Origin of the sequence: Kitasatospora sp. NPDC056783, from assembly GCF_042789895.1 — a bacterium.
Taxonomy (GTDB): Bacteria; Actinomycetota; Actinomycetes; order Streptomycetales; family Streptomycetaceae; genus Kitasatospora.
In genome coordinates this window covers 1-19,371 of the sequence record NZ_JBHUAF010000139.1, presented here as the reverse complement: position 1 = coordinate 19,371, position 19,371 = coordinate 1, and the positions used below count along the sequence as shown (strand labels likewise).

Genomic DNA, 19,371 nt, shown 5'->3' with positions numbered 1-19,371 from the left:
CACCGGGCCCGCACCCCAGGAGGACCGGATGAGCTCCACGGACCCGCCCCCGCCCGGCGGCGGGGCGGTCGGCAACCCGGCCGGCGCGGGCCTGCTCCGCCTCCTCCGTCACCTCCTCCGTCTCCTCCGTCCCGACCGGCCGCCGACCGCCCCGACCCCCTGCCCGTCGGCCCCGCACCCGTCGGCCCCGCACCCGCCGACCCCCGCCGGGTCCGCTCCCCGGCCGCGCCTGGTCGGCCACCCCCGCCACCCCCGCCACCCGGACCACCCGGACCACCCGGACCACCCCGCCGCCTCCCCGAGGGCTTCGCCAACTCGGCCCACACGTGATGGAGTTGACGCGCCGAAGCGCCGACAGCCCCCGCCCGGCCCCGAGGAGGAACCGCCGTGCCCCGTCCCTTCACCGTCGAGGACCACCGCGCCCGGATGGCCCGCGCCACCGCCGAGGCGACCGCCGCCGGACTGGCCGGCCTGGTCATCGCCCCCGGCCCCGACCTGGCCTACCTGTGCGGCTACACGCCCACCGCGATCACCGAGCGGCTGACCGCCCTCGTCCTCGCCGCCGGACGCGAACCCACCCTGGTCGTCCCCAAGCTGGAGCGCCCGGACGCCGAGAAGGCGGTCGGCGCCCCGGCCGTCCGGCTCCTCGACTGGTCCGACGGCGAGGACCCGTTCGCCACCGCCGGTCCGCTGCTCGACCCGGCCGGACGGTACGGCGTCTCCGACAACGCCTGGGCGCTGCACCTGCTCGGCTTCCAGACCGCGCTGCCCGGCGCCTCGTTCACCTCGCTCACCGAGACCCTGCCGATGCTGCGCGCCGTCAAGGACACCGAGGAGCTGGAGCGCTTGGCCGCGGCCGGCGGCGCGGCGGACGCCGCCTACCGGGGCATCCTGGAGGTCCCCTTCGCCGGCCGACGGGAGACCGACGTGGCGGCCGACCTCGGCGCGCTGCTCATCCGGTACGGGCACAGCCAGGTCGACTTCACCGTGGTCGGTTCCGGCCCGAACGGGGCCGATCCGCACCACGAGGCCGGTGACCGGGTCATCCGTACGGGTGACACCGTGGTGCTGGACTTCGGCGGTCTCAAGGACGGCTACGGCTCCGACACCACCCGCACGGTGCACGTAGGCCCGGACGTCCCGGAGGAGGTCCGGACAGTCCACGAGCTGGTCCGGCGCGCCCAGCAGACCGCCTTCGAGGCGGTCCGTCCCGGGGTCGGCTGCCAGGAGATCGACCGGATCGCCCGCCGGGTGATCACCGAGGGCGGGTACGGCGAGTACTTCATCCACCGCACCGGCCACGGCATCGGCACCACCACGCACGAGCCGCCGTACCTGGTCGAGGGCGAGGAACGGCCGCTGGTGCCCGGCATGTGCTTCTCGATCGAGCCCGGGATCTACCTGCCCGGCCGGTTCGGGGTGCGGATCGAGGACATCGTCACCGTCACCCCGGCCGGCGGGCGCCGCTTCAACAACACCCCGCATGAGTTGGGCATCGTGTCCTGACCCCGCCCGGCCCGTCGGGCCGGCCTTCGAACCGGGTGTCGACCGGATCGGACGCTCTTACGATCCGGTCATATTTCACCCAGAGTCCTCCAAGTTTGGGTTGGTAGGTTCGGTGCGCATGACCAAGACCCTTCCCCCGGCCCCGCACGACGTGCGGGCCGGGCAGCCGCGCCCGGTGCCTTCGCCCCGTCCACGCGTGACGGGCTGGTCGAGACTCCGGCTGCTGGCCTGGCCGATCTACCTGACGTTCTTCCTCTGGTTCCTGCGGACCGAGGGCATCCCCACGGCCAACGACGTCCTGTTCCTCTGGCTGATCGGCGCGCTGCTGACCGCGGCCGTGCACAGCGGGCACGGCCCCCGCGGCTTCCTCCTGGTCCTGCGCGACTGGGTCCCGGTGATGGCCGTGGTGTGGACGTACTCGCTGCTGCGCGGCTACGGCGCGCACACCCCGTGGGCCCCGCACTGGCTGCCGCAGCTGCGCTTCGACGAGGTGCTGGGCTTCGGCGAGACCTGGACCGTCCGGCTCCAGCACGCCCTCTACACCCCCGGGTCGCCGCACTGGTACGACTACATCGCGGTGGCCGTCTACCTCTCGCACTTCTTCGTCGTCTTCCTGCTGCTCGCGGTGCTCTGGCGGCGCGCGCACCACCGGTTCCGGCAGTTGCTCGCCGCCTACCTGACGCTCACCTTCGCGGGCTTCGCCACCTACCTCCTCTACCCGGCCGAGCCTCCGTGGCTGACCGCCCAGGCCGGCAACCTGCCGCACCTGTCCCGGGTGGTCTGGGAGGTGATCTCGCACAGCGGGCTGCCGCAGGCCGACTCGCTGCTGGAGAACGGCAGCCAGTTCGCCAACGACGTCGCCGCGATGCCCTCGCTGCACTCCGCCTACCCGGCGATGCTGCTGTTCTTCTTCTGGCCCACCGCCAAGCCCTGGCTGCGGGCGGTGCTGGTCGCGTACCCGCTCGCGATGACGTTCACCCTGGTCTACGGCGCGGAGCACTTCATCATCGACGTCTTCGTCGGCTGGGCCTACGCGGCCGCGGTGGTGTTCGGCCTGCGCCGGCTGCGCGACCGCAGGGCGGCGGCGGCCGCCACGACCGCGGCACCGGCACCGACACCGGCACCGACACCGACACCGACACCGACACCGGCACCGACCACGGCATCGACCCCGGCCCCGGTGGAGAGCACGGCAGACTTGGCCGGGTGAATCCGCGCGCACCGATGAAGCCCACCGCCGAGCAACTGCTGGCCGCCGAGGACACCACCATCCCGGACGTCTCCGGGCCCGGGCTACGGGTGCTGTTCTGCGGCATCAACCCGGGTCTGTGGTCCGGAGCCACCGGGCACCACTTCGCCCGCCCGGGCAACCGCTTCTGGCCCGCCCTGCACCGCTCCGGCTTCACCGGGCGCCAGTTCCGCCCGGACGAGCAGCGCGAGCTGCTCGCCCTCGGTCTGGGCATCACCAACGTCGCCCCGCGCACCACCGCCAAGGCGGACGAGCTGACCGCCGAGGAGCTGCGCGAGGGCGGCGCCGCGCTGCGCGAACGGGTGCTGCGGCTGCGCCCGCGGATCCTGGCCGTGCTCGGCATCGGCGCCTACCGGACGGCCTTCGGGCAGCGCCGGGCCGCGCTCGGGCGCCAGCCGGAGGGCATCGGCGACACCGAGGTGTGGGTGCTGCCGAACCCCAGCGGCCTCAACGCCCACTACACCCTGGACGGGCTGGCCGCGGAGTTCCGCGGGCTCCGGGAGGCCGTGGAGGACCCGGCCGGCACCGGCGGACCGGCGGGCCCGCTCACCCCGGCAGGACGGCCAGGTCGAGCGCGGCGAGCCGGGCCGGGTCGGCGATGACTTCGTACCCGGCCACCCGGCCCTCCGCGACCGCCAGCCGAAGCACCAGCCGCAGCCGCCCGTCCGGGGCGATCAGGATGCCGGGCACCCCGTCCACCAGGGCCACCGCGCCGTACCGGGCCCGGCGGCCGAAGACCGTGGTCTCCCGGGCGATCACCTCCGCGCCCCGGGCCACCAGGTCACGGCCGGGCGGCAACGCCGCCGGATCGGCCCGGCGCACCACGTCCGGGGCCAGGACGGCCAGCAGGGCGGCCAGGTCCCCGCCCCGGGCGGCGGCCAGGAACGCCTCCACCACCCGCCGGTGCCCGGCCAGCGGCTCCGGCGGCAGCGCGGCCGTCCCCCGGACCCGCTGCCGGGCCCGGCTGGCCAGCTTCTTGGCGGCCGCCGGGGTCCGCCCGACGATCGGCGCGATCCGGTCGAAGGGCACCGCGAAGCCGTCGTGCAGCACGAAGGCGACCCGCTCGGCCGGGCCCAGCCGGTCCAGCACCACGAGCAGCGCCCGGCCCACCGACTCGATCAGCAGCGCCTCCCGCTCCGGCTCCGGGCCGCCGCCCGCCGGGTCCGGCAGTGCCTCGCCGGCCGGCTCCTCGCGGCGCGCGGCGCGGGCCCGCAGCAGGTCCAGGCAGATCCGGGAGACCACCGTGGTCAGCCAGCCGGGCAGGTTGTCGATCTCCGGCCCGTCGGTGCGGACCAGCCGCAGCCAGGCCTCCTGGACGGCGTCCTCGGCCTCGCCGGTCGAGCCGAGCATCCGCTGGGCGATCGCCCGCAGCCGTCCCCGCTCCGCCTCGAAGCGGGCCGCCACCGCATCGACCGCCACCGCATCGACCGCCGCCGCATCGACCGCCGCCCGCTCAGCGGCCACCCGCTCGGCGGGCGCCCGCCCGGCCGTCACTCCCGAAATCCCGTCCCGGTCCATCGGTCACCTTTCCTCCGTCCGGCCCGTCACCACCATGACGATCCGTCCTCCTCCGAAGTGACAGGGAGACCGCCATGACCTCCGCCACGCTGCTCCACCTTGACTCCAGCATCAGCCCGACCGGCTCCGTCAGCCGCACCCTGACCGCCCGCTTCGCCGACGCCTGGCGCGCCCGGCACGGCGCCGCCGTCCGGCACGGCTACCACGACCTCGCCGCCGGCCCGGTGCCGCCGGTGGGCGCCGCCTTCGACGCCCTCGGCCGCCGCACCGAACGCGAGGGAGTGCTCCCGCTGGACGACATCGACCGCCTCGTGGAGGGGCCGGACGAGGCCCGCGAGTGGGCGCTCAGCCGGCCGCTGATCGAGGAGCTGCGGGCCGCCGACACCCTGCTGATCGGCAGCCCGATGTACAACTTCACCGTTTCCACCGGCCTCAAGACCTGGATCGACCGGGTCTCCTTCCCCGGTGTGTACCGGGACCCGCGGACCGGTGAGCCGCTGCTGCGCGACACCCGCGTGGTGGTCGTCGCGGTCCGCGGCGGCGGCTACGGGCCGGGCACGCCGCGGGAGCACTTCGACTTCCAGATCCCTTACCTGCGGGCGTACTTCGGCAACCTCGGGATCGCCGAGGACCACCTGCACATCGTCACGGCCGAACTCACCCGGGCCGCGGACATCCCCGCGCTGAACGGCCTGGAGCCGCTCGCCGTCGAGTCGGCGGCGGCGGCCGGGGCCCGGCTGGACTCCCTGGCGGCCACCCTGTGACGCCCCCGGCGGAGATCCCTACAGCGGAGTGACGGCCTTCAGCACCACCAGCAGGGCCACCACGGCGTTGAGCGCGCACAGCGCCGACACCGCCGTACCGATCGCCGCGACCATCGCCGCCAGGCCCGCCGGGGTCTTGGCCGGCGGCCAGTTGCGGGAGGTCGGCACCGGGCCGAGCAGCGCGGCGACCCGGCGCGGCACCGGGCCGGCCGCGGCGGCCGGGGTGGCGAAGGCCGCGAAGCCCGGCGTCGGGACGGCGTGCGAGACCAGGGCCGCCCGGGCCACCGCCCGCGCGGTGATCCGGCGGTCCCCCACGGCCTGGGCCGAGTCCTCGTCCGCCCACCGCTCCGCGCTGTACGCCACCGCGGACTGCAACGGCCGCAGGAACGGATTGACGCAGGCGGCCAACTGGGTGGCCAGCAGGTACCGGTGGTGCCGGTGGCGCAGGTGCGCCCGCTCGTGCGCCAGCAGCGCCTCGCGCTCGTCGGCGGCCAGGCCGGCCAGCATCCCGGTGGAGACCACCACCCGGCCGGGCGAGCCGGGCAGCGCGTAGGCGTACGGGCTCCGGTCCGGCAGCACCGCGAGGTCGGTGGACCCGCCCGGCCCGGCGGGCAGCCCGGCCAGGGCCCGGCGGGCCCGGCCGCGCACCCGCAGGTGCCGGACGACCGTACGGGTGCAGGTGAAGCTCACCAGCGCCAGCAGCCACATCGCGGCCGTGCCGACCGTCTCGTGGTACGGCAGCGCGGCCCGCACCTCCGGGTCGGACCAGCTGTCCGGCAGCGGGTTGCCGGGGATCTGCGCGGTGCCCACCACGCCGATCAGCGCGAGGCAGAGCACGCTGCACACCGCCATCACCGCGCTGATCACGGTCATCAGCCGGGTCGCGCCGCGCGGATGCAGGTGCTGTTCGGTCAGACGCGCGATCGGGACCGCGGTGAGCGGCAGGACGAGCGGGAGGAAGACGAAGAAGCCCACGGGTCAGCTCTCACGGTCGGGCACTGCCGGATCGGCGGACGCGGCGTCCAGCAGCGCCCGGAGCAGCTCCTCGTCGTGCGGCAGCAGCGCGCTGACGAAACTGGCCAGGACGGCGTCCCGGTCCGCCTCCCCGTCGAGCATGCGGCGCATCCGCAGGGCCGCCAGCCCGGCGGCGTCCGAGGACGCCTGCCACAGGTAGGAGCGGCCCGAGCGGCTCCGGGTGACGGCGTTCTTGGCATGCAGCCGGGACAGGATGGTCATCACCGTGGTGTAGGCCAGGTCGCCCTCCAGGCGTTCCTGGACCCATCCGGCGGCGACCGGGCCGGGCGCCCGCTGGAGCACCGCGAGCACCTGGGCCTCCAGCTCGCCCTGGCCACGTCGCCGGGCCGGCGCGTCCCCGGCCGCCGGGACGTGCCTCTCGTCTGCCATGACGGCCCACTCCCTCCGGATGCCGCGCCCGGACCACCGGGCACCGGACTCATCCTAACGAGCGAGGGGCCGCCCCGAACCCGGTCGGCGCAGGGGTTCGAGGGCGTACGGCGCCCTGCCGTCACCGCTCGTCGTCGGCCCCCGTCGGCGGCCCTCCTCGCGGCCCCCGCCGACGAGGGCCGTCGACGGCTTCCGTCGACGGGGGCCGTCGGCGGCCCTCGGCGGCGGCGCGGGTGCGTCAGCGCCCGTGGCCCGCCATCCGCTCCAGGCGGGCGATGCGCTCGGCCATCGGCGGGTGGGTGGAGAAGAGCCGGGCGCCGGCCTCGCCGGGGCGGAAGGGGCTGGCGATCATCATGTGGCTCGCCGTCTGGAGCTGCGGCTCCGGCGGGAGGGGCAGCTGCCGGGTGCCGGCGTCGAGCTTGCGCAGGGCGCTCGCGAGGGCGAGCGGGTCCCCGGTGATCCGGGCGCCGTCGGCGTCGGCCTGGTACTCGCGGGAGCGGCTGACCGCCATCTGGATCAGTCCGGCCGCGAGCGGGCCGAGGATCATGATGGCGAGCATCCCGAACAGCCCCGGGCCGTCGTCGTCGTCGCCTCGCCCGAAGGGCACCAGCCAGGCGAAGTTCACCAGGAACATCACCACCGAGGCGAGCGCCCCGGCCACCGAGGAGATCAGGATGTCCCGGTTGTAGACGTGGCTCAGCTCGTGCCCGAGCACGCCCCGCAGCTCGCGCTCGTCCAGGATCCGCAGGATGCCCTCGGTGCAGCAGACGGCGGCGTTGCGCGGGTTGCGGCCGGTGGCGAAGGCGTTCGGGGCCGGGGTCGGGGAGATGTAGAGGCGGGGCATCGGCTGGCGGGCCGAGGTGGAGAGCTCACGGACGATCCGGTACAGCCCGGGGGCCTCGAACTCGCTGACCGGCCGGGCCCGCATCGCCCGCAGCGCGAGCTTGTCGCTGTTCCAGTAGGCGTAGGCGTTGGTGCCGAGGGCCACCAGCAGGGCGATCACGAAGCCGGTGCGTCCGAAGAGGCCGCCGATCACCAGGATCAGCGCCGAGAGGCCTCCGAGCAGGACGGCGGTCCTCAGTCCGTTGTGCCGGCTGTGCACGTCAGGCCCTCCAATGGTGCGGTGGGGAAGCCCTTTCTGCCTCGTCCCTCTTGCCCGGTCAACGGGTGGGGCCGAGGGCCTTGTTCCCTTGTGACCCGACACGGTGACCGACATGACACCGCCTCGATGCCGTCGCGGTGCCGTCGCGGTGCCCGCTCAGCGCCCTCTCGGGGCCGTCGCGGCCCCGCCGGGCCGTGCCCCGATACGCCCCGGTACGACCCGGCGCGGTCCGGCGCGGTCCAGCGCCGAACCGGAAAGCGGCCCGGCATGCGGCCCGGCACCGGCTCAGAACAGCGAGCCGACCGCGACCTGGAGGACCAGCTGCGGCGCCACCGAGAGGACCACCGCCGCCGAGGCGGTGAGCCCGAGCGTCGCGGTGAGGCTCAGCGGCAGCCGGCGGCCGGCGACGGCCTCTCCGGCGGGCGCGTCCTGCGCCGCCGGGGTGAACAGCCGGGCCGTCCACAGCAGGTAGTACGAGAGGGCGACGACCACGTTGACGGCCATCACCACGGCCAGCCAGCCCAGCCCGGCGTCGACCGCCGCGCGGAACACCACGACCTTGCCGAACAGGCCGACCACGCCCGGCGGCAGCCCGGCCAGGCAGAGCAGGAAGAAGGCGAGCGCCAGCGCCGTCCAGCGGTTGCGGGCGAACAGGCCGCGGAAGTCGTCCACGCTGGTCCCCGCCCGGCGGCCGACGGCGGCGACCGCCCCGAAGGCACCGAGGTTCACCACGCCGTAGATCAGCGCGTACGCGGCGGTGGCACCGAGCGCATCGACGCCGGTCGGCGCGTAGCCGGCCGCCGCGAGCGGCACCAGCAGGTACCCGGCCTGGCCGACCGAGGACCAGGCGAGCAGCCGCACCGCGCTGTACCGGGTGTCGAAGCGCTGCCGCAGCGCGCCGACGTTGCCGGCGGTCATGGTGACGGCGGCCAGGACGGCGAGCACCGGCCCCCAGGTGTCGGCGTACGGGCGGAAGGCGACGGTGGTGGCGAGCGCGAGCCCGGACAGGCCGGCCGCCTTCCCGACCACCGAGAGGTAGCCGGCCACCGGCAGCGGCGCGCCGGTGTAGGTGTCGGGCACCCAGAAGTGGAACGGGACGGCGGCGACCTTGAAGGCGAAGCCGACCAGGGTCAGCACCGCGCCGGCCTCGCCCAGCACCTTGAGCTGCGCGGGGGCCTGCTCCAGGCCCTGGGCGACGGCGGTCAGGTGCAGGCTGCCGCTCGCCGCGTAGACGAAGCCGACACCGAGCAGCATCACGGCGGTCGCGGTCACCGAGGAGACGAAGAACTTGAACGCGGCCTCCGCGCCCCGGCCGTCCCGGCGCAGCGCGACCAGGGCGAAGGCGGGCAGCGAGGCGACCTCCAGGGCGATCACCAGGGTGGCGAGGTCGCGGGAGGCGGGCAGCAGCGCGGCGCCGGTGGCGCTGGAGAGCAGCAGGAACCAGTACTCGCCGCGCGGCAGCCGGTCGTCCTCCACGGTGTGCGCGGACAGCAGCGCCGCGATCAGCGCACCGCCGAGGGCGAGCAGCTGGAACACCAGGGCGAAGTGGTCGGCGACGTACGAGCAGCCGCCGTTGTCAGACCCCCCTGCTACGTTCCGAACACAGAAGGTCGCTCGGGGTGATCCGTCGGTGAGGGGGAGGAGTGCGATGAGGGCGAGGGCGAGTCCGGCCGCGGTGAGGCGGCCGAGCCACTTCTTGTGCCGCTCGGGCAGGAACAGGTCCGTGAGCAGCACGGCGAGGGCGGCCACGGCGGCGATCAGCGGGGGCGCGATCGCCACCCAGTCCACGGACTGGATCAGGCTGCCCGGGTTGGCTACGGCGAGGGAGGTCACAGTGTGCTGCCCCGTGGAGTGAGGTCCGAGTGCGGCGGTCTGGGCGGCGAGCACGGTCAGCCACCCCCGAGGAGGTGCTTGACGGCGGGGTCGGAGAGGCCGAGCAGCAGCGCGGGCCAGAGGCCGGCGAGCAGGGTGAGCGCGGCCAGCGGCGTCCAGCTGACGGCCTCGTACGGGCGCAGGTCGGCGAGCTCGGCCACCGGTGCGGGCTGCTCGGGGTCGCCCATGCAGACGCGCCTGACCACGATCAGGAGGTACGCGGCGGTGAGGAGGGTGCCGAGGCCGGCCAGGACCATGTAGGTGACGAACGCGGGGCGCGACAGGCCGTCGGCCGGGTCGAACGCGCCGAACATGGCGAGCAGCTCGCCCCAGAAGCCGGCCAGGCCGGGCAGTCCGAGGCTGGCGACGGCGGCGAAGGCGAGCAGTACGCCGAGCCGCGGGGCCCGGCCGTACAGGGCGGCGCCGGTGGTGCCGGAGAGGGTGTCGAGGTCGGCCGTGCCGTAGCGGTCCTTGAGCGCGCCGACGACGAAGAACAGCAGACCGGTGATCAGACCGTGGGCGATGTTGGCGAACAGCGCGCCGTTGACGCCCACCGGGGTGAGGGAGGCGATGCCGAGCAGCACGAAGCCCATGTGGCCGACGGAGGAGTAGGCGATCAGGCGCTTGAGGTCGCCCTTGGCGCCGGGCCGCGACAACGCCAGGCAGGCCAGTGAGCCGTAGACGATGCCGACGGCCGCGAAGGCGCCCAGGTAGGGGGCCAGCGTGGTGGCACCGTCCGGCACGACCGGGAGGAGGACGCGGACCAGGCCGTACGTGCCCATCTTCAGCAGCACGCCGGCGAGCAGCACCGAGCCCACCGTCGGGGCGGCGGTGTGCGCGTCGGGGAGCCAGCTGTGCAGCGGCCAGGCGGGGGCCTTGACCGCGAGGCCGACCAGGATCGCCAGCGCGGCGATCACCTGGGTGGTGTGGCTGAGGCCGCTGCCGTGCGCGGTGGCCAGGGCCTGCATGTCAAAGGTGCCGGCCTTGCCGCCGATCAGCAGGAAGCCGAGCAGCATCACGGCCGAGCCGAGCAGCGTGTAGAGGATGAACCGGTTGGCGGCCGGCACCTTGGCGCCGCTCCCCCAGCGGGCGATCAGGAAGTACATCGGGATCAGCACGATCTCGAAGGCCAGGAAGAAAAGCAGGAGGTCCAGCACCGCGAAGGTGGCGAGCATGCCGACTTCGAGCAGCAGGAACAGCCCGACGAACGCCTGCGCGGACGGGACGTTCTCCCCGTCCGGCAGCCGCTTCTCCGAGTACAGCGCGCAGAGGAAGGTGAGCAGTGCGGTCAGCACGATCAGCGGCAGCGAGATGCCGTCCACCCCGAGGTGGAAGCGCACGTGCAGGGCCGGGATCCAGGACAGGTCGGTGGTGGCCTGCATCCGGGCGGGCTCGTCGTGGTCGAAGCCGGCCGCGAGGGCGATGCCGAGCAGGAGCACCGCACCGGTGACGACGGTGTTCAGCCGCAGGGCGCGCCGGTCGGCCACGGCCCGGTCCGGTCCGAACACCGGCGCCAGGGTGAGTGCGGCGCCGAGCAGCGGCAGCGCCAGGAGGGCGATGAGGACTGCGTTCATCGGGGGCTCCCGGCAGCGGTCGATGGGGCGGAGGCGGAGGACAACTGCACCGGTTACACCGCCACCAGGACGGCCAGCAGGACGACCGCGGCCAGCAGGGCGCTGAGGTACGTCTGCGCGTTCCCGGTCTGCGCGAGCCGGACGGCCCGGCCGAGCAGGTTGGCGCCCACGCCGCTGCCGCGCACGTAGGTCTCGACGACCTCGCGGTCGAGGAAGCGGACCAGCTTGGCGGCGGCGCCGACCGGGCGGACGAACAGCGCGTGGTAGAGCCGGTCGACGCCGAAGCCGTGCCGGGCCGGCTCGAACAGCGGGCCGAGCAGGGTGCGCCCGGGGTCGGCGACGATCACCTCGGCGACCGGGGCTCCGCCCTGCCCGGGCACCCTCCCCCAGCCTCCGGCCGGGGGGACCCCCGTCGAAGGGCCCGGGGCCGGCCGGCCGGTGTCCAGTCGGGCGATCGCCGAGCGCCAGGCACCGTACGCGGCGATGGCGCCGACCACGGCGAGCCCGGTCGCGGTGACGGCGGTGACGGCGGTGGGCCGCAGCGTGCCGCCGTCCAGCAGCGCGGGCAGCCAGTCCGAGCGCAGTCCGGCGACGCCGAAGCCCATGGTCGGCACGGCCAGCACCCAGAGCGGCCAGCGCATCGCGGGCGGTTCGGCGGTGGCCGGGTCGGCCTCGTCGGGCTCGGGCGAGTACGGCGCGCCGGCCTCGTGGTCGGCCACGGCCGCGGACCGGTCGGCGGCGGGCAGCACCACGGGCACGGCCGCGGCGGCACCGGTCGGGCTGTGGAATGCCACCAGGAACAGCCGGGTCGCGTAGGCGGCGGTGAGCAGCGCGGTGAGCCCGGCGGAGATCAGCACGATCCACCCGGCCGCCTGGGGCACCGCCGAGGACGGGCCGAGCCCGTTGGTCAGCGCCTCGCCGTTGGCGGCGTGCTCGGCGGCGGTCAGCACCGCCTCCTTGCTGAAGAAGCCGGAGAACGGCGGCAGCCCGACCAGGGCGATCAGCGCGATGCCCATCGTCCAGTAGGCGTCCGGCACCCGCTTGCGCAGCCCCGGGACGCGGGACATCGCGGAGATCGAGTTGGTGTGCGCGGCGTGGATCACCACACCGGCGGCCAGGAACAGCAGCGCCTTGAACGCGCCGTGGCTGACCAGGTGGAAGACGGACGCCTCGCGGTCGCCGCTGGCCAGCGCGCCGGCCATGTAGCCGAGCTGTCCGACGGTGGAGTAGGCGAGCACCCGTTTGAGGTCGTCCTGGGCGAGCGCGCAGAGCGCCGAGCCGATCATCGTCACGGCGGCCATCACCGCGAGCACGACCAGCGCCGCGCCCGACAGCAGGAACACCGGCAGCAGCCGGGCGACCAGGTAGATGCCGGCCGCGACCATGGTGGCGGCGTGGATCAGCGCGGAGACCGGCGTCGGGCCGGCCATCGCGTCCGGGAGCCAGGTGTGCAGCGGGAACTGGGCGCTCTTGCCGGCCACACCGGCGAGCAGCAGCAGCGCGGTCAGCGTCGGGTGCCCGAGCCGGCCCTCGGTCGCGGCGGCCAGCACGTCCGGGACGCGGAAGCTGCCGGCGTCCGCGCCGAGCAGGAAGATCCCGAACAGGAACGGCACGTCACCGAGCTTGGTGACCAGGAACGCCTTCAGCGAGGCCGAGCGGGCGTCCGCGGTCTCCCAGTGGTGGCCGATCAGGAAGTACGAGCACAGGCCCATGACCTCCCAGCCGACCAGCAGCACGATCAGGTCGCCCGAGTAGACCACCAGGAACATCGCCGCGGTGAACAGCGAGACCAGCGCCGCGTACGAGGGGTAGCGCGGGTCCTTGCGGAGGTACGCGGTCGAGTAGACCTGGACGCAGGTGGCGACCAGGCCGACCAGCACGGAGATCAGCGAGGTGAAGCCGTCCAGGTGGAGGGCGAGCGCGATGTCCGGGCCGCCGGTCGGGGTGAGCCGGGTGGCGGCGTCCAGGGTCCGGCCGGTGCCGAGCTGGAGGGCGACCACCAGGGCGAGCACCGCCGAGACGGCGACCGGGACGATCGCCAGCGGCCGGGCCAGCCCGGGTGACTTCTTGCCGACGGCCAGGGTCGCGGCGGCGCCGAGCGCGGGCAGCGCCGGGACGAGTGCGGGCAGGGCGAGGTTCATGCGGTGGCCTGGCCCTTCAGTGCCTCGGCTCCGGCCGGGGCCTCGGCCCCGACCGGCGGCTCGTCGACGGCGAGCGCCTCCGCCGGGTCACCGAGCGCGGTGGCCCGGTCGATGTCCGCGGTGCCCCGGGCCCGGAACAGCAGCAGGACGATGGCGAGCCCCAGCCCGACCTCGGCGGCGGCGACGGTGATGGTGAACAGGGTGAGCGCCTGCCCGGCGTGCAGCGAGTCGCGCAGCCAGGCGTCGAAGGCGACCAGGTTGAGGTTGACGGCGTTGAGCATCAGCTCGACGGACATCAGCACCAGGACGGCGTTGCGCCGGGCGAGCACGCCGTACACGCCGACGCTGAACAGCAGCGCGGCGAGGACGACGGGGTAGGCGAGGTGCATCAGCTCTCCTCCGTCACGGGCTCGGCGGCCGACGGGGCCGGCTCGGGCGCGGACGGCTTCGGCGCGGACGCGGCGACCGTCCCGTTCGACCCGACCGGCCGCCCGGCGCGCAGCTTGCCCGCCCGGGGCGCCGGCACCCGCCGCCCGGACCCGCGGGACAGCACGATCGCGCCGACCAGCGCCGCCAGCAGCAGCACGGACAGCGCCTCGAAGGGCAGCACCCAGTGCCGGAACAGGCTGGCCCCGGTGACGACGGTCGAGCCGCCGCCCTGGCCGAGGTCGATCCAGGAGGTCCGGAAGGCGTCGACCACCAGCGTGACCAGCGTCCCGGCCGAGGCCAGCGCCACCGCCAGGGCCACCCAGCGGTTCTTGGAGTCGGCGTCCGGCGAGCGCCCGATCGGCGCCTTGGTGAGCATCAGCCCGAACAGCACCAGGACGACCACCGAGCCGAGGTAGATCAGCACCTGCACCCAGGCGATGAACTCGGCCGTGAGCAGCAGGAACTCCACCGCCAGTCCGCCGAGCGCGACCACCAGCCAGAGCGCGGCGTGCACCAGCTGCTTGGTGGTCACGGAGACCACCGCCGAGCCGAGCACGGCGATCCCGACCAGCAGGAAGACGATCTCCTGTCCGGTCGGGGACAGGAAAGAACGGGCGGCCGGGTCCAGGGACCCGGTCGCCGCGAGAAGCGTGGCGGCACCACTCACGCGTCGTCGCCCTTCTTCTCGGTGGCGGCCGCGGCCGCCAGCTTGTCCGCCGCCTTGCGCGCGGTGGCGATCTCCTTGGGTTCCTCGGCCGCCGGGTCCAGCGCCGGCGGCGCGGGGACGGTCCACATCCACTCGCGGAGCTTCTCCCGCTCGTGGGTCAGCTCGTGGATGTCGGTCTCCGCGTACTCGAACTCAGGCGACCAGAACAGCGCGTCGAAGGGGCAGACCTCGATGCAGATCCCGCAGTACATGCAGAGCGAGAAGTCGATGGCGAACCGGTCCAGCACGTTGCGGGTCCGGGCCCGGGCGTTCGGCTCGGCGGCCGGCAGCGTCTCCTTGTGGGAGTCGATGTAGATGCACCAGTCCGGGCACTCGCGCGCGCAGAGCATGCACACCGTGCAGTTCTCCTCCAGCAGCGCGATGACGCCGCGGGAGCGCGGCGGCAGCACCGGCTGCACGTCGGGGTACTGCGCGGTGACGCTCTTCTTCGTCATCGTCCGCAGCGTCACGGCCAGCCCCTTGGCCAGGCCCGCACCGGGGAAACTCATGAGATCGCCACCTTGATGATGCCGGTGAGGGCCAACTGGACCAGTGCGAGCGGGATCAGCCCCGTCCACGCGAAGCGCATCAGCTGGTCCTCGCGCAGACGCGGGTAGGTGACCCGCAGCCAGATGACCACGAAGGCCAGCGCGAAGGTCTTGAGGATCATCCAGAGCCAGCCGAGCTGGTCGGACATCGGTCCGTGCCAGCCGCCCAGGAAGAGCACCGCGGTCAGCGCGGACACCACCAGGATGCCGACGTACTCGGAGAGCAGGAAGAACGCGAAGCGCAGCCCGGTGTACTCGGTGTACGCGCCGAAGATGATCTCCGAGTCGGCGATCGGCATGTCGAACGGCGGGCGCTGGAGCTCGGCCAGGCCGGCCGTGAAGAAGACGAACGCGCCGATGATCTGCCAGGGCAGCCAGTACCACTCCCAGGCGTCCACGATCCCGGGCAGCGACAGCGTCCCGGCGGCCATCGCCACCGAGGCCGCCGCCAGCACCATCGGCAGCTCGTACGACATCAGCTGCGCGGCCGTGCGCAGGCCGCCGAGCAGCGAGAACTTGTTCGCCGAGGCCCAGCCGGCCATCAGCTTGCCGATCACACCGACGCCCATCACGGCCAGCACGAAGAACAGCCCGGCGTCGATCGCCTGACCGACGAAGCCGTTCGGGCCGACCGGGATCGCCAGCAGCACGAAGAGGTACGGCAGCAGCGAGACGGCGGGCGCCAGCTGGAAGATCCGGCGGTCCGCCCCGGCCGGGACGATGTCCTCCTTCTGCGCGAACTTCACGCCGTCCGCGACGAGCTGCGCCCAGCCGTGGAAGCCGCCCGCGTACATCGGGCCGAGCCGGCCCTGCATGTGCGCCATGACCTTGTGCTCGGTCTGGCCGATGACCAGCGGGAAGACCAGGAAGACGACGAGGGTGGCGACGCAGCGCAGCACCGTGTCGAGCAGGTTCACGTACCGTCTCCGTCCTGGTCGGCCGCCGCGGCCGAGGTGTCGTCCTGCTGCTCGACGGGCTTGACCGGCTCAGCGGGCTCGACCGGCTCGACGGGCTTGACCGGCTCGGCGGGCTTCTCACCCGGTTCCCCGTCCGACGGCTCCTTCGCCTCGTGGGCGGGCACCGGGTTGTGCCAGGGCGCGTCGGAGGACCGAGGCCGCACCGGAGGAGCCGCCGGCTCCTGGGCCGCCTGGCTCGCCGACCCCTCGGACACCGACCGGGTCCGCCGCGGCCGGTCCGCCCGCACCGCCGGAGCACCCTCGGCGGCAGAAGCCGCAGCCGCCGCAGAAGCCGCAGGACCGGCAGTGGCGCCGCCAGCGGCAGCGGCCCGGGGCACGCGTGCCGCGCCGGCCGCCCGCGCACCGCGCGCCGGCCGCTCGGCGACCGGCGGCAGGGTGCCCTTGAGCGGCCCCCACTCGTTCGGGTCCGGCACGCCGGGCGGCAGCATCTTGCGCCGGGCCGGCCCGCCGCCGTGGTCCGACTCGCCCGGCTCCTTGGCGCCCGGCCAGTCCTTGGCGACCCGGGCCGCGAGCACGAACTCCTTGCGCAGCGGGTGCCCCTCGAAGCCGTCCGGCAGCAGCAGGGTGACCAGGTGGGGGTGCCCGGGGAAGTCGATGCCGAACATCTCGTGGGTCTCGCGCTCGTGCCAGCCGGCGCCCGCGTACACCGCGACGGCGGTCGGCAGCGCCGCCCGGTCGCGCGGCAGCCGGGTGCGCAGTGCGAGGTGCCGCACTCCGGGCGCCTCGACGGCGGCCAGGTGCGCGACCACGGAGAAGCCCTCGGCGAGCTCGTCGACGGCGCTCAGCCAGTCGAAGAAGCCCAGGCCCAGGACGTCCCGGGCGTTGGTGAGCGCCTCGATCCAGTGCTCGGCGGGGACATCGACGGTGATCAGCCCGTACGCCTCGGCGCCGGTCGCCCACTCCCCGACCGACGCCGCGCACTGCTCGGCCGTGAGCCGCTCGACAGTTCGCTCGCTGTACTCGCTCATGATGCTCCCCCGTCACCGGACGGCCCGGCCACCAGCGGACGCCGCAGCGCGGCCGTCGGCGCGGTGTAGCGGTCCGGCAGGGACTCGGCGGCGATCTTCTCCTGGAGCTTGAGGATGCCCTGGAGCAGCGCCTCCGGCCGCGGCGGGCAGCCTGGCACGTAGACGTCCACCGGGATGATCTGGTCCACGCCCTTGGTGACCGAGTACGAGTCCCAGTAGGGCCCGCCGGAGTTGGAGCAGGCGCCGAAGGAGATGACGTACTTCGGCTCGGGCATCTGCTCGTAGAGGCGCTTGACGGCGGGTGCCATCTTGTCGGTGACCGTCCCGGAAACGATCATCAGATCGGCCTGCCGAGGTCCGGGCGCGAACGGGATGACACCCATCCGGATGAAGTCGTGCTTGGCCATGGAGGCGGCGATGAACTCGATCGCGCAGCAGGCCAGCCCGAAGTTGAAGCACCAGAGGCTGTAGCGGCGGCCCCAGTTGAGCACCACCTTGACCGGGTCCGGCGCGAGCCGGGCCAGCGGTCCGATGCCACGGCGCTCGACGGCGCCGGGGCGCGCGGGGTCCGGCAGGCCGAGCGGTACCGGACCGTCCTGCGCGCCGTGCGAGTGGGAGTGCGTCACGTCCATTCCAGAACGCCCTTCTTCCAGGCGTACAGCAGCCCGACCGCGAGGAAGCCGATGAACAGGAACATCTCGACCAGCGTTCCGGCGCCGTACCCGGCGGAGGCGAAGACGGTCGCCCACGGGAACAGGTAGATCGCGTCCACCGCGAAGATCACGTACAGGAAGGCGTACACGTAGTAGCGGATCTGGGTGTGCGCCCAGTCGTCGCCCACCGGGTCCACGCCGCATTCGTAGGCGAGGAGCTTCTCGGGCGAGTGGACCACCGGTCGCAGCAGCCGGTTGGCGGTGAACGCCACGGCGACGAAGAGCACCCCGACGACGGCCAGCAGGCCCATCGCGGCGTACGCGTCGAAGTAGCCGCCGCCGACCGCCGGGTCGGCCGCGACGGCAGCCGTGTGCTGCCCCTCCATGCCTTCGCCTCCACCTCGGCCGCGAACCCGCCCTCAGGACAGTTCTACGACGTTTGCTCTCACGGTCCTAACCATGGCCAATGCGTGAGTCTAAGGGGACCGATCCGTTCCCCTCGACCCCTGCCCGGTCCGCAAGACGACCGGTGGACGTCCCGGGTGGACCCCGAACGACCGGGACGGGGGTGGGGATAACCCCCGGCCCGGAAGATGTATCACCCCCATGGCACCCACCACCCCCGGTTCGGGAAGCTTGGTCCAGCCGCACGACGACGAGGGACGGTAGATCCGCATGAAGCCGCTGCACCAGGCCGTGGACGCCATCAAGGAGCAGGACGCCCGGATGGAACGCCCGCCGCTGTACGGCCGCAGGATGTGGCACCAGGTGGGCCGGCTGCTGCTCAACCTGCCGCTCGGCATCTTCGGCTTCGTGCTCGCCGTCACCACGCTCACGGTCGGCCTGGGCCTGTCGATCACCGTGATCGGCCTGCCGCTGCTGGCCGGCGGGCTGGCCGTCTCCCGGTCCCTGGGCGCGCTGGGCCGGCAGCGGGCGCGGTCGGCGTACGGCTCCGGGATCGACGAGCCGGAGCCGGTGAAGCCCCGCCGCCCGGGGCTGGTCGGCTACACCATCGCCCAGCTCACCGACCTGCTGAACTGGCGCTCGGCGCTCTACAACGTGCTGATGCTGCCCTGGGGCATCCTGAGCTTCGCGCTGACCCTCATCTCGGTGGTGGTGCTCTGGCCGGTGCTGCCCTGGGTGGTCCGCGGGCTGGCCGCCGTCGACCGCATCCTGGTCGAGTCGCTGCTCTTCCCCGGCGCCCTGGCCGAGCGGGTGCGCGAGTTGGAGGACGACCGCGGCACCGTGGTCGACACCGCCGCCGCCGACCTGCGCCGGATCGAGCGCGATCTGCACGACGGCGCCCAGGCCCGGCTGGTCGCACTGGCGATGGACCTCGGCATGGCCAAGGAGCGGCTGCGCGAGGTGGAGAGCGAGGACGACATCGCCGTCGCCACGAAGATGGTCGACAACGCCCACGGCGAGGTGAAGCTGGCCCTCCAGGAGCTGCGCGACCTGGCCCGCGGCATCCACCCGGCGGTGCTCACCGACCGCGGCCTGGACGCCGCGCTGTCCTCGGTCGCCGCCCGCTGCACCGTCCCCGGCGGCGTCCGGGTGAGCGTCGACCTGTCCGGCCCGGACGGGCAGCCCGAGCGTCCGGACTCGGCGGTCGAGGGCATCGCCTACTTCACCGTCAGCGAGCTGCTGACCAACGTCTCCAAGCACGCCGGAGCCCGCTCCGCCTCGGTCGAGGTGTGGCGCTCGGACGCCCAGCTGATGCTGCTGGTCCAGGACGACGGCAACGGCGGCGCGGCCCCCTACCCGGGCAGCGGGCTGGCCGGGCTGGCCGAGCGCATCCGCGCGGTGGACGGGGTCTTCCTGGTGGACAGCCCCGACGGCGGTCCGACCACCGTCACCGTCGAGCTGCCCTGGCGCACCCGCACCGCCCGCCGCTGACCGGGCCCCTCGTGCCGGGCGCGGCACGGCAGGGCGCCGGGGCCTCGTCGGGGGAGGACGAGGC

Annotated in this window: 19 protein-coding genes; 5 read left to right on the top strand and 14 right to left on the bottom strand. The window is 74.1% G+C overall.

Annotated features, from left to right (window positions below; genetic code table 11):
• The first annotated feature begins 426 nt into the window (after positions 1 to 426).
• The 3 genes from ACFRMQ_RS20745 to mug all read left to right on the top strand — a co-directional run bounded on the left by ACFRMQ_RS20745 (position 427) and on the right by mug (position 3,357).
• Positions 427 to 1,506, top strand: coding sequence for an aminopeptidase P family protein (locus tag ACFRMQ_RS20745; protein WP_380731974.1), 1,080 nt, complete (start codon positions 427 to 429; stop codon positions 1,504 to 1,506).
• 118 nt (positions 1,507 to 1,624) lie between these two features.
• Positions 1,625 to 2,716 carry a phosphatase PAP2 family protein gene (locus ACFRMQ_RS20740; protein WP_380731971.1) on the top strand — a complete coding sequence of 364 codons (1,092 nt, stop codon included), beginning with the start codon at positions 1,625 to 1,627 and terminating at the stop codon, positions 2,714 to 2,716.
• Between the two features lie 14 nt (positions 2,717 to 2,730).
• Positions 2,731 to 3,357 (top strand): G/U mismatch-specific DNA glycosylase, encoded by a 627-nt coding sequence (mug, locus tag ACFRMQ_RS20735; RefSeq protein ID WP_380731973.1) that lies wholly within the window; start codon positions 2,731 to 2,733, stop codon positions 3,355 to 3,357.
• Here the strand turns inward: mug and ACFRMQ_RS20730 are convergent.
• On the bottom strand, positions 3,302 to 4,273 hold the full coding sequence (locus tag ACFRMQ_RS20730; RefSeq protein ID WP_380731970.1) for a sigma-70 family RNA polymerase sigma factor: 972 nt from the start codon (positions 4,271 to 4,273) through the stop codon (positions 3,302 to 3,304). The two genes, mug and ACFRMQ_RS20730, sit on opposite strands and share 56 nt — an antisense overlap.
• 74 nt (positions 4,274 to 4,347) lie before the next feature.
• Between ACFRMQ_RS20730 and ACFRMQ_RS20725 the strand changes: the two genes are divergently transcribed.
• A complete protein-coding gene (locus ACFRMQ_RS20725) occupies positions 4,348 to 5,037 on the top strand; it encodes an FMN-dependent NADH-azoreductase (RefSeq protein ID WP_380731969.1) in 690 nt (229 codons plus the stop codon).
• 18 nt (positions 5,038 to 5,055) lie between these two features.
• Here the strand turns inward: ACFRMQ_RS20725 and ACFRMQ_RS20720 are convergent, their stop codons facing one another.
• From ACFRMQ_RS20720 to ACFRMQ_RS20660, 13 genes are all read right to left on the bottom strand, one after another.
• Positions 5,056 to 6,012, bottom strand: coding sequence for a M48 family metalloprotease (locus tag ACFRMQ_RS20720; RefSeq protein ID WP_380731968.1), 957 nt, complete (start codon positions 6,010 to 6,012; stop codon positions 5,056 to 5,058).
• A 3-nt stretch (positions 6,013 to 6,015) separates the two neighbouring features.
• Positions 6,016 to 6,441 carry a BlaI/MecI/CopY family transcriptional regulator gene (locus ACFRMQ_RS20715; RefSeq protein ID WP_380731967.1) on the bottom strand — a complete coding sequence of 142 codons (426 nt, stop codon included), beginning with the start codon at positions 6,439 to 6,441 and terminating at the stop codon, positions 6,016 to 6,018.
• A 238-nt stretch (positions 6,442 to 6,679) separates the two neighbouring features.
• Complete coding sequence (htpX, locus tag ACFRMQ_RS20710) at positions 6,680 to 7,543, bottom strand: zinc metalloprotease HtpX (protein WP_380731966.1); 864 nt, start codon at positions 7,541 to 7,543, stop codon at positions 6,680 to 6,682.
• A gap of 285 nt (positions 7,544 to 7,828) precedes the next feature.
• Positions 7,829 to 9,376 carry an NADH-quinone oxidoreductase subunit N gene (locus ACFRMQ_RS20705; protein ID WP_380731965.1) on the bottom strand — a complete coding sequence of 516 codons (1,548 nt, stop codon included), beginning with the start codon at positions 9,374 to 9,376 and terminating at the stop codon, positions 7,829 to 7,831.
• 56 nt (positions 9,377 to 9,432) lie between these two features.
• On the bottom strand, positions 9,433 to 10,989 hold the full coding sequence (locus ACFRMQ_RS20700; protein WP_380731964.1) for a NuoM family protein: 1,557 nt from the start codon (positions 10,987 to 10,989) through the stop codon (positions 9,433 to 9,435).
• Between the two features lie 53 nt (positions 10,990 to 11,042).
• Positions 11,043 to 13,130 carry an NADH-quinone oxidoreductase subunit L gene (locus ACFRMQ_RS20695; protein WP_380731963.1) on the bottom strand — a complete coding sequence of 696 codons (2,088 nt, stop codon included), beginning with the start codon at positions 13,128 to 13,130 and terminating at the stop codon, positions 11,043 to 11,045.
• Positions 13,127 to 13,519 carry an NADH-quinone oxidoreductase subunit NuoK gene (nuoK, locus tag ACFRMQ_RS20690; protein ID WP_380731962.1) on the bottom strand — a complete coding sequence of 131 codons (393 nt, stop codon included), beginning with the start codon at positions 13,517 to 13,519 and terminating at the stop codon, positions 13,127 to 13,129. Before nuoK ends, ACFRMQ_RS20695 begins: the two co-directional genes overlap by 4 nt.
• Complete coding sequence (locus ACFRMQ_RS20685; protein WP_380731961.1) at positions 13,519 to 14,226, bottom strand: NADH-quinone oxidoreductase subunit J; 708 nt, start codon at positions 14,224 to 14,226, stop codon at positions 13,519 to 13,521. The genes nuoK and ACFRMQ_RS20685 overlap by 1 nt, the downstream gene beginning before the upstream one ends.
• Positions 14,223 to 14,774 carry a NuoI/complex I 23 kDa subunit family protein gene (locus ACFRMQ_RS20680; RefSeq protein WP_380731960.1) on the bottom strand — a complete coding sequence of 184 codons (552 nt, stop codon included), beginning with the start codon at positions 14,772 to 14,774 and terminating at the stop codon, positions 14,223 to 14,225. The genes ACFRMQ_RS20685 and ACFRMQ_RS20680 overlap by 4 nt, the downstream gene beginning before the upstream one ends.
• A complete protein-coding gene (nuoH, locus tag ACFRMQ_RS20675; RefSeq protein WP_380731959.1) occupies positions 14,771 to 15,730 on the bottom strand; it encodes an NADH-quinone oxidoreductase subunit NuoH in 960 nt (319 codons plus the stop codon). Before nuoH ends, ACFRMQ_RS20680 begins: the two co-directional genes overlap by 4 nt.
• Positions 15,727 to 16,758, bottom strand: coding sequence for an NADH-quinone oxidoreductase subunit C (locus ACFRMQ_RS20670; protein ID WP_380731958.1), 1,032 nt, complete (start codon positions 16,756 to 16,758; stop codon positions 15,727 to 15,729). The genes nuoH and ACFRMQ_RS20670 overlap by 4 nt, the downstream gene beginning before the upstream one ends.
• Entirely contained in the window at positions 16,755 to 17,390 is a 636-nt protein-coding gene (locus ACFRMQ_RS20665) for an NADH-quinone oxidoreductase subunit B (protein ID WP_380731957.1), read from the bottom strand. Before ACFRMQ_RS20665 ends, ACFRMQ_RS20670 begins: the two co-directional genes overlap by 4 nt.
• Positions 17,381 to 17,797 carry an NADH-quinone oxidoreductase subunit A gene (locus tag ACFRMQ_RS20660; RefSeq protein ID WP_380731956.1) on the bottom strand — a complete coding sequence of 139 codons (417 nt, stop codon included), beginning with the start codon at positions 17,795 to 17,797 and terminating at the stop codon, positions 17,381 to 17,383. Before ACFRMQ_RS20660 ends, ACFRMQ_RS20665 begins: the two co-directional genes overlap by 10 nt.
• Before the next feature lie 289 nt (positions 17,798 to 18,086).
• Here ACFRMQ_RS20660 and ACFRMQ_RS20655 point away from each other — a divergent pair, with 289 nt between their 5' ends.
• Entirely contained in the window at positions 18,087 to 19,307 is a 1,221-nt protein-coding gene (locus ACFRMQ_RS20655; RefSeq protein ID WP_380731955.1) for a sensor histidine kinase, read from the top strand.
• Positions 19,308 to 19,371 lie beyond the last annotated feature (64 nt).

What these genes read in the sequence shown, in the direction of transcription:
- ACFRMQ_RS20745 (WP_380731974.1), top strand. Translation starts at nt 427, where the DNA reads ATGGCCCGCGCCACCGCCGAGGCGACCGCCGCCGGACTGGCCGGCCTG.
- ACFRMQ_RS20740 (WP_380731971.1), top strand. Translation starts at nt 1,625, where the DNA reads ATGACCAAGACCCTTCCCCCGGCCCCGCACGACGTGCGGGCCGGGCAG.
- mug (WP_380731973.1), top strand. Translation starts at nt 2,731, where the DNA reads ATGAAGCCCACCGCCGAGCAACTGCTGGCCGCCGAGGACACCACCATC.
- ACFRMQ_RS20730 (WP_380731970.1), bottom strand. Translation starts at nt 4,273, where the DNA reads ATGGACCGGGACGGGATTTCGGGAGTGACGGCCGGGCGGGCGCCCGCC.
- ACFRMQ_RS20725 (WP_380731969.1), top strand. Translation starts at nt 4,348, where the DNA reads ATGACCTCCGCCACGCTGCTCCACCTTGACTCCAGCATCAGCCCGACC.
- ACFRMQ_RS20715 (WP_380731967.1), bottom strand. Translation starts at nt 6,441, where the DNA reads ATGGCAGACGAGAGGCACGTCCCGGCGGCCGGGGACGCGCCGGCCCGG.
- ACFRMQ_RS20700 (WP_380731964.1), bottom strand. Translation starts at nt 10,989, where the DNA reads ATGAACGCAGTCCTCATCGCCCTCCTGGCGCTGCCGCTGCTCGGCGCC.
- ACFRMQ_RS20695 (WP_380731963.1), bottom strand. Translation starts at nt 13,130, where the DNA reads ATGAACCTCGCCCTGCCCGCACTCGTCCCGGCGCTGCCCGCGCTCGGC.
- nuoK (WP_380731962.1), bottom strand. Translation starts at nt 13,519, where the DNA reads ATGCACCTCGCCTACCCCGTCGTCCTCGCCGCGCTGCTGTTCAGCGTC.
- ACFRMQ_RS20680 (WP_380731960.1), bottom strand. Translation starts at nt 14,774, where the DNA reads ATGAGTTTCCCCGGTGCGGGCCTGGCCAAGGGGCTGGCCGTGACGCTG.
- ACFRMQ_RS20670 (WP_380731958.1), bottom strand. Translation starts at nt 16,758, where the DNA reads ATGAGCGAGTACAGCGAGCGAACTGTCGAGCGGCTCACGGCCGAGCAG.
- ACFRMQ_RS20665 (WP_380731957.1), bottom strand. Translation starts at nt 17,390, where the DNA reads ATGGACGTGACGCACTCCCACTCGCACGGCGCGCAGGACGGTCCGGTA.
- ACFRMQ_RS20660 (WP_380731956.1), bottom strand. Translation starts at nt 17,797, where the DNA reads ATGGAGGGGCAGCACACGGCTGCCGTCGCGGCCGACCCGGCGGTCGGC.
- ACFRMQ_RS20655 (WP_380731955.1), top strand. Translation starts at nt 18,087, where the DNA reads ATGAAGCCGCTGCACCAGGCCGTGGACGCCATCAAGGAGCAGGACGCC.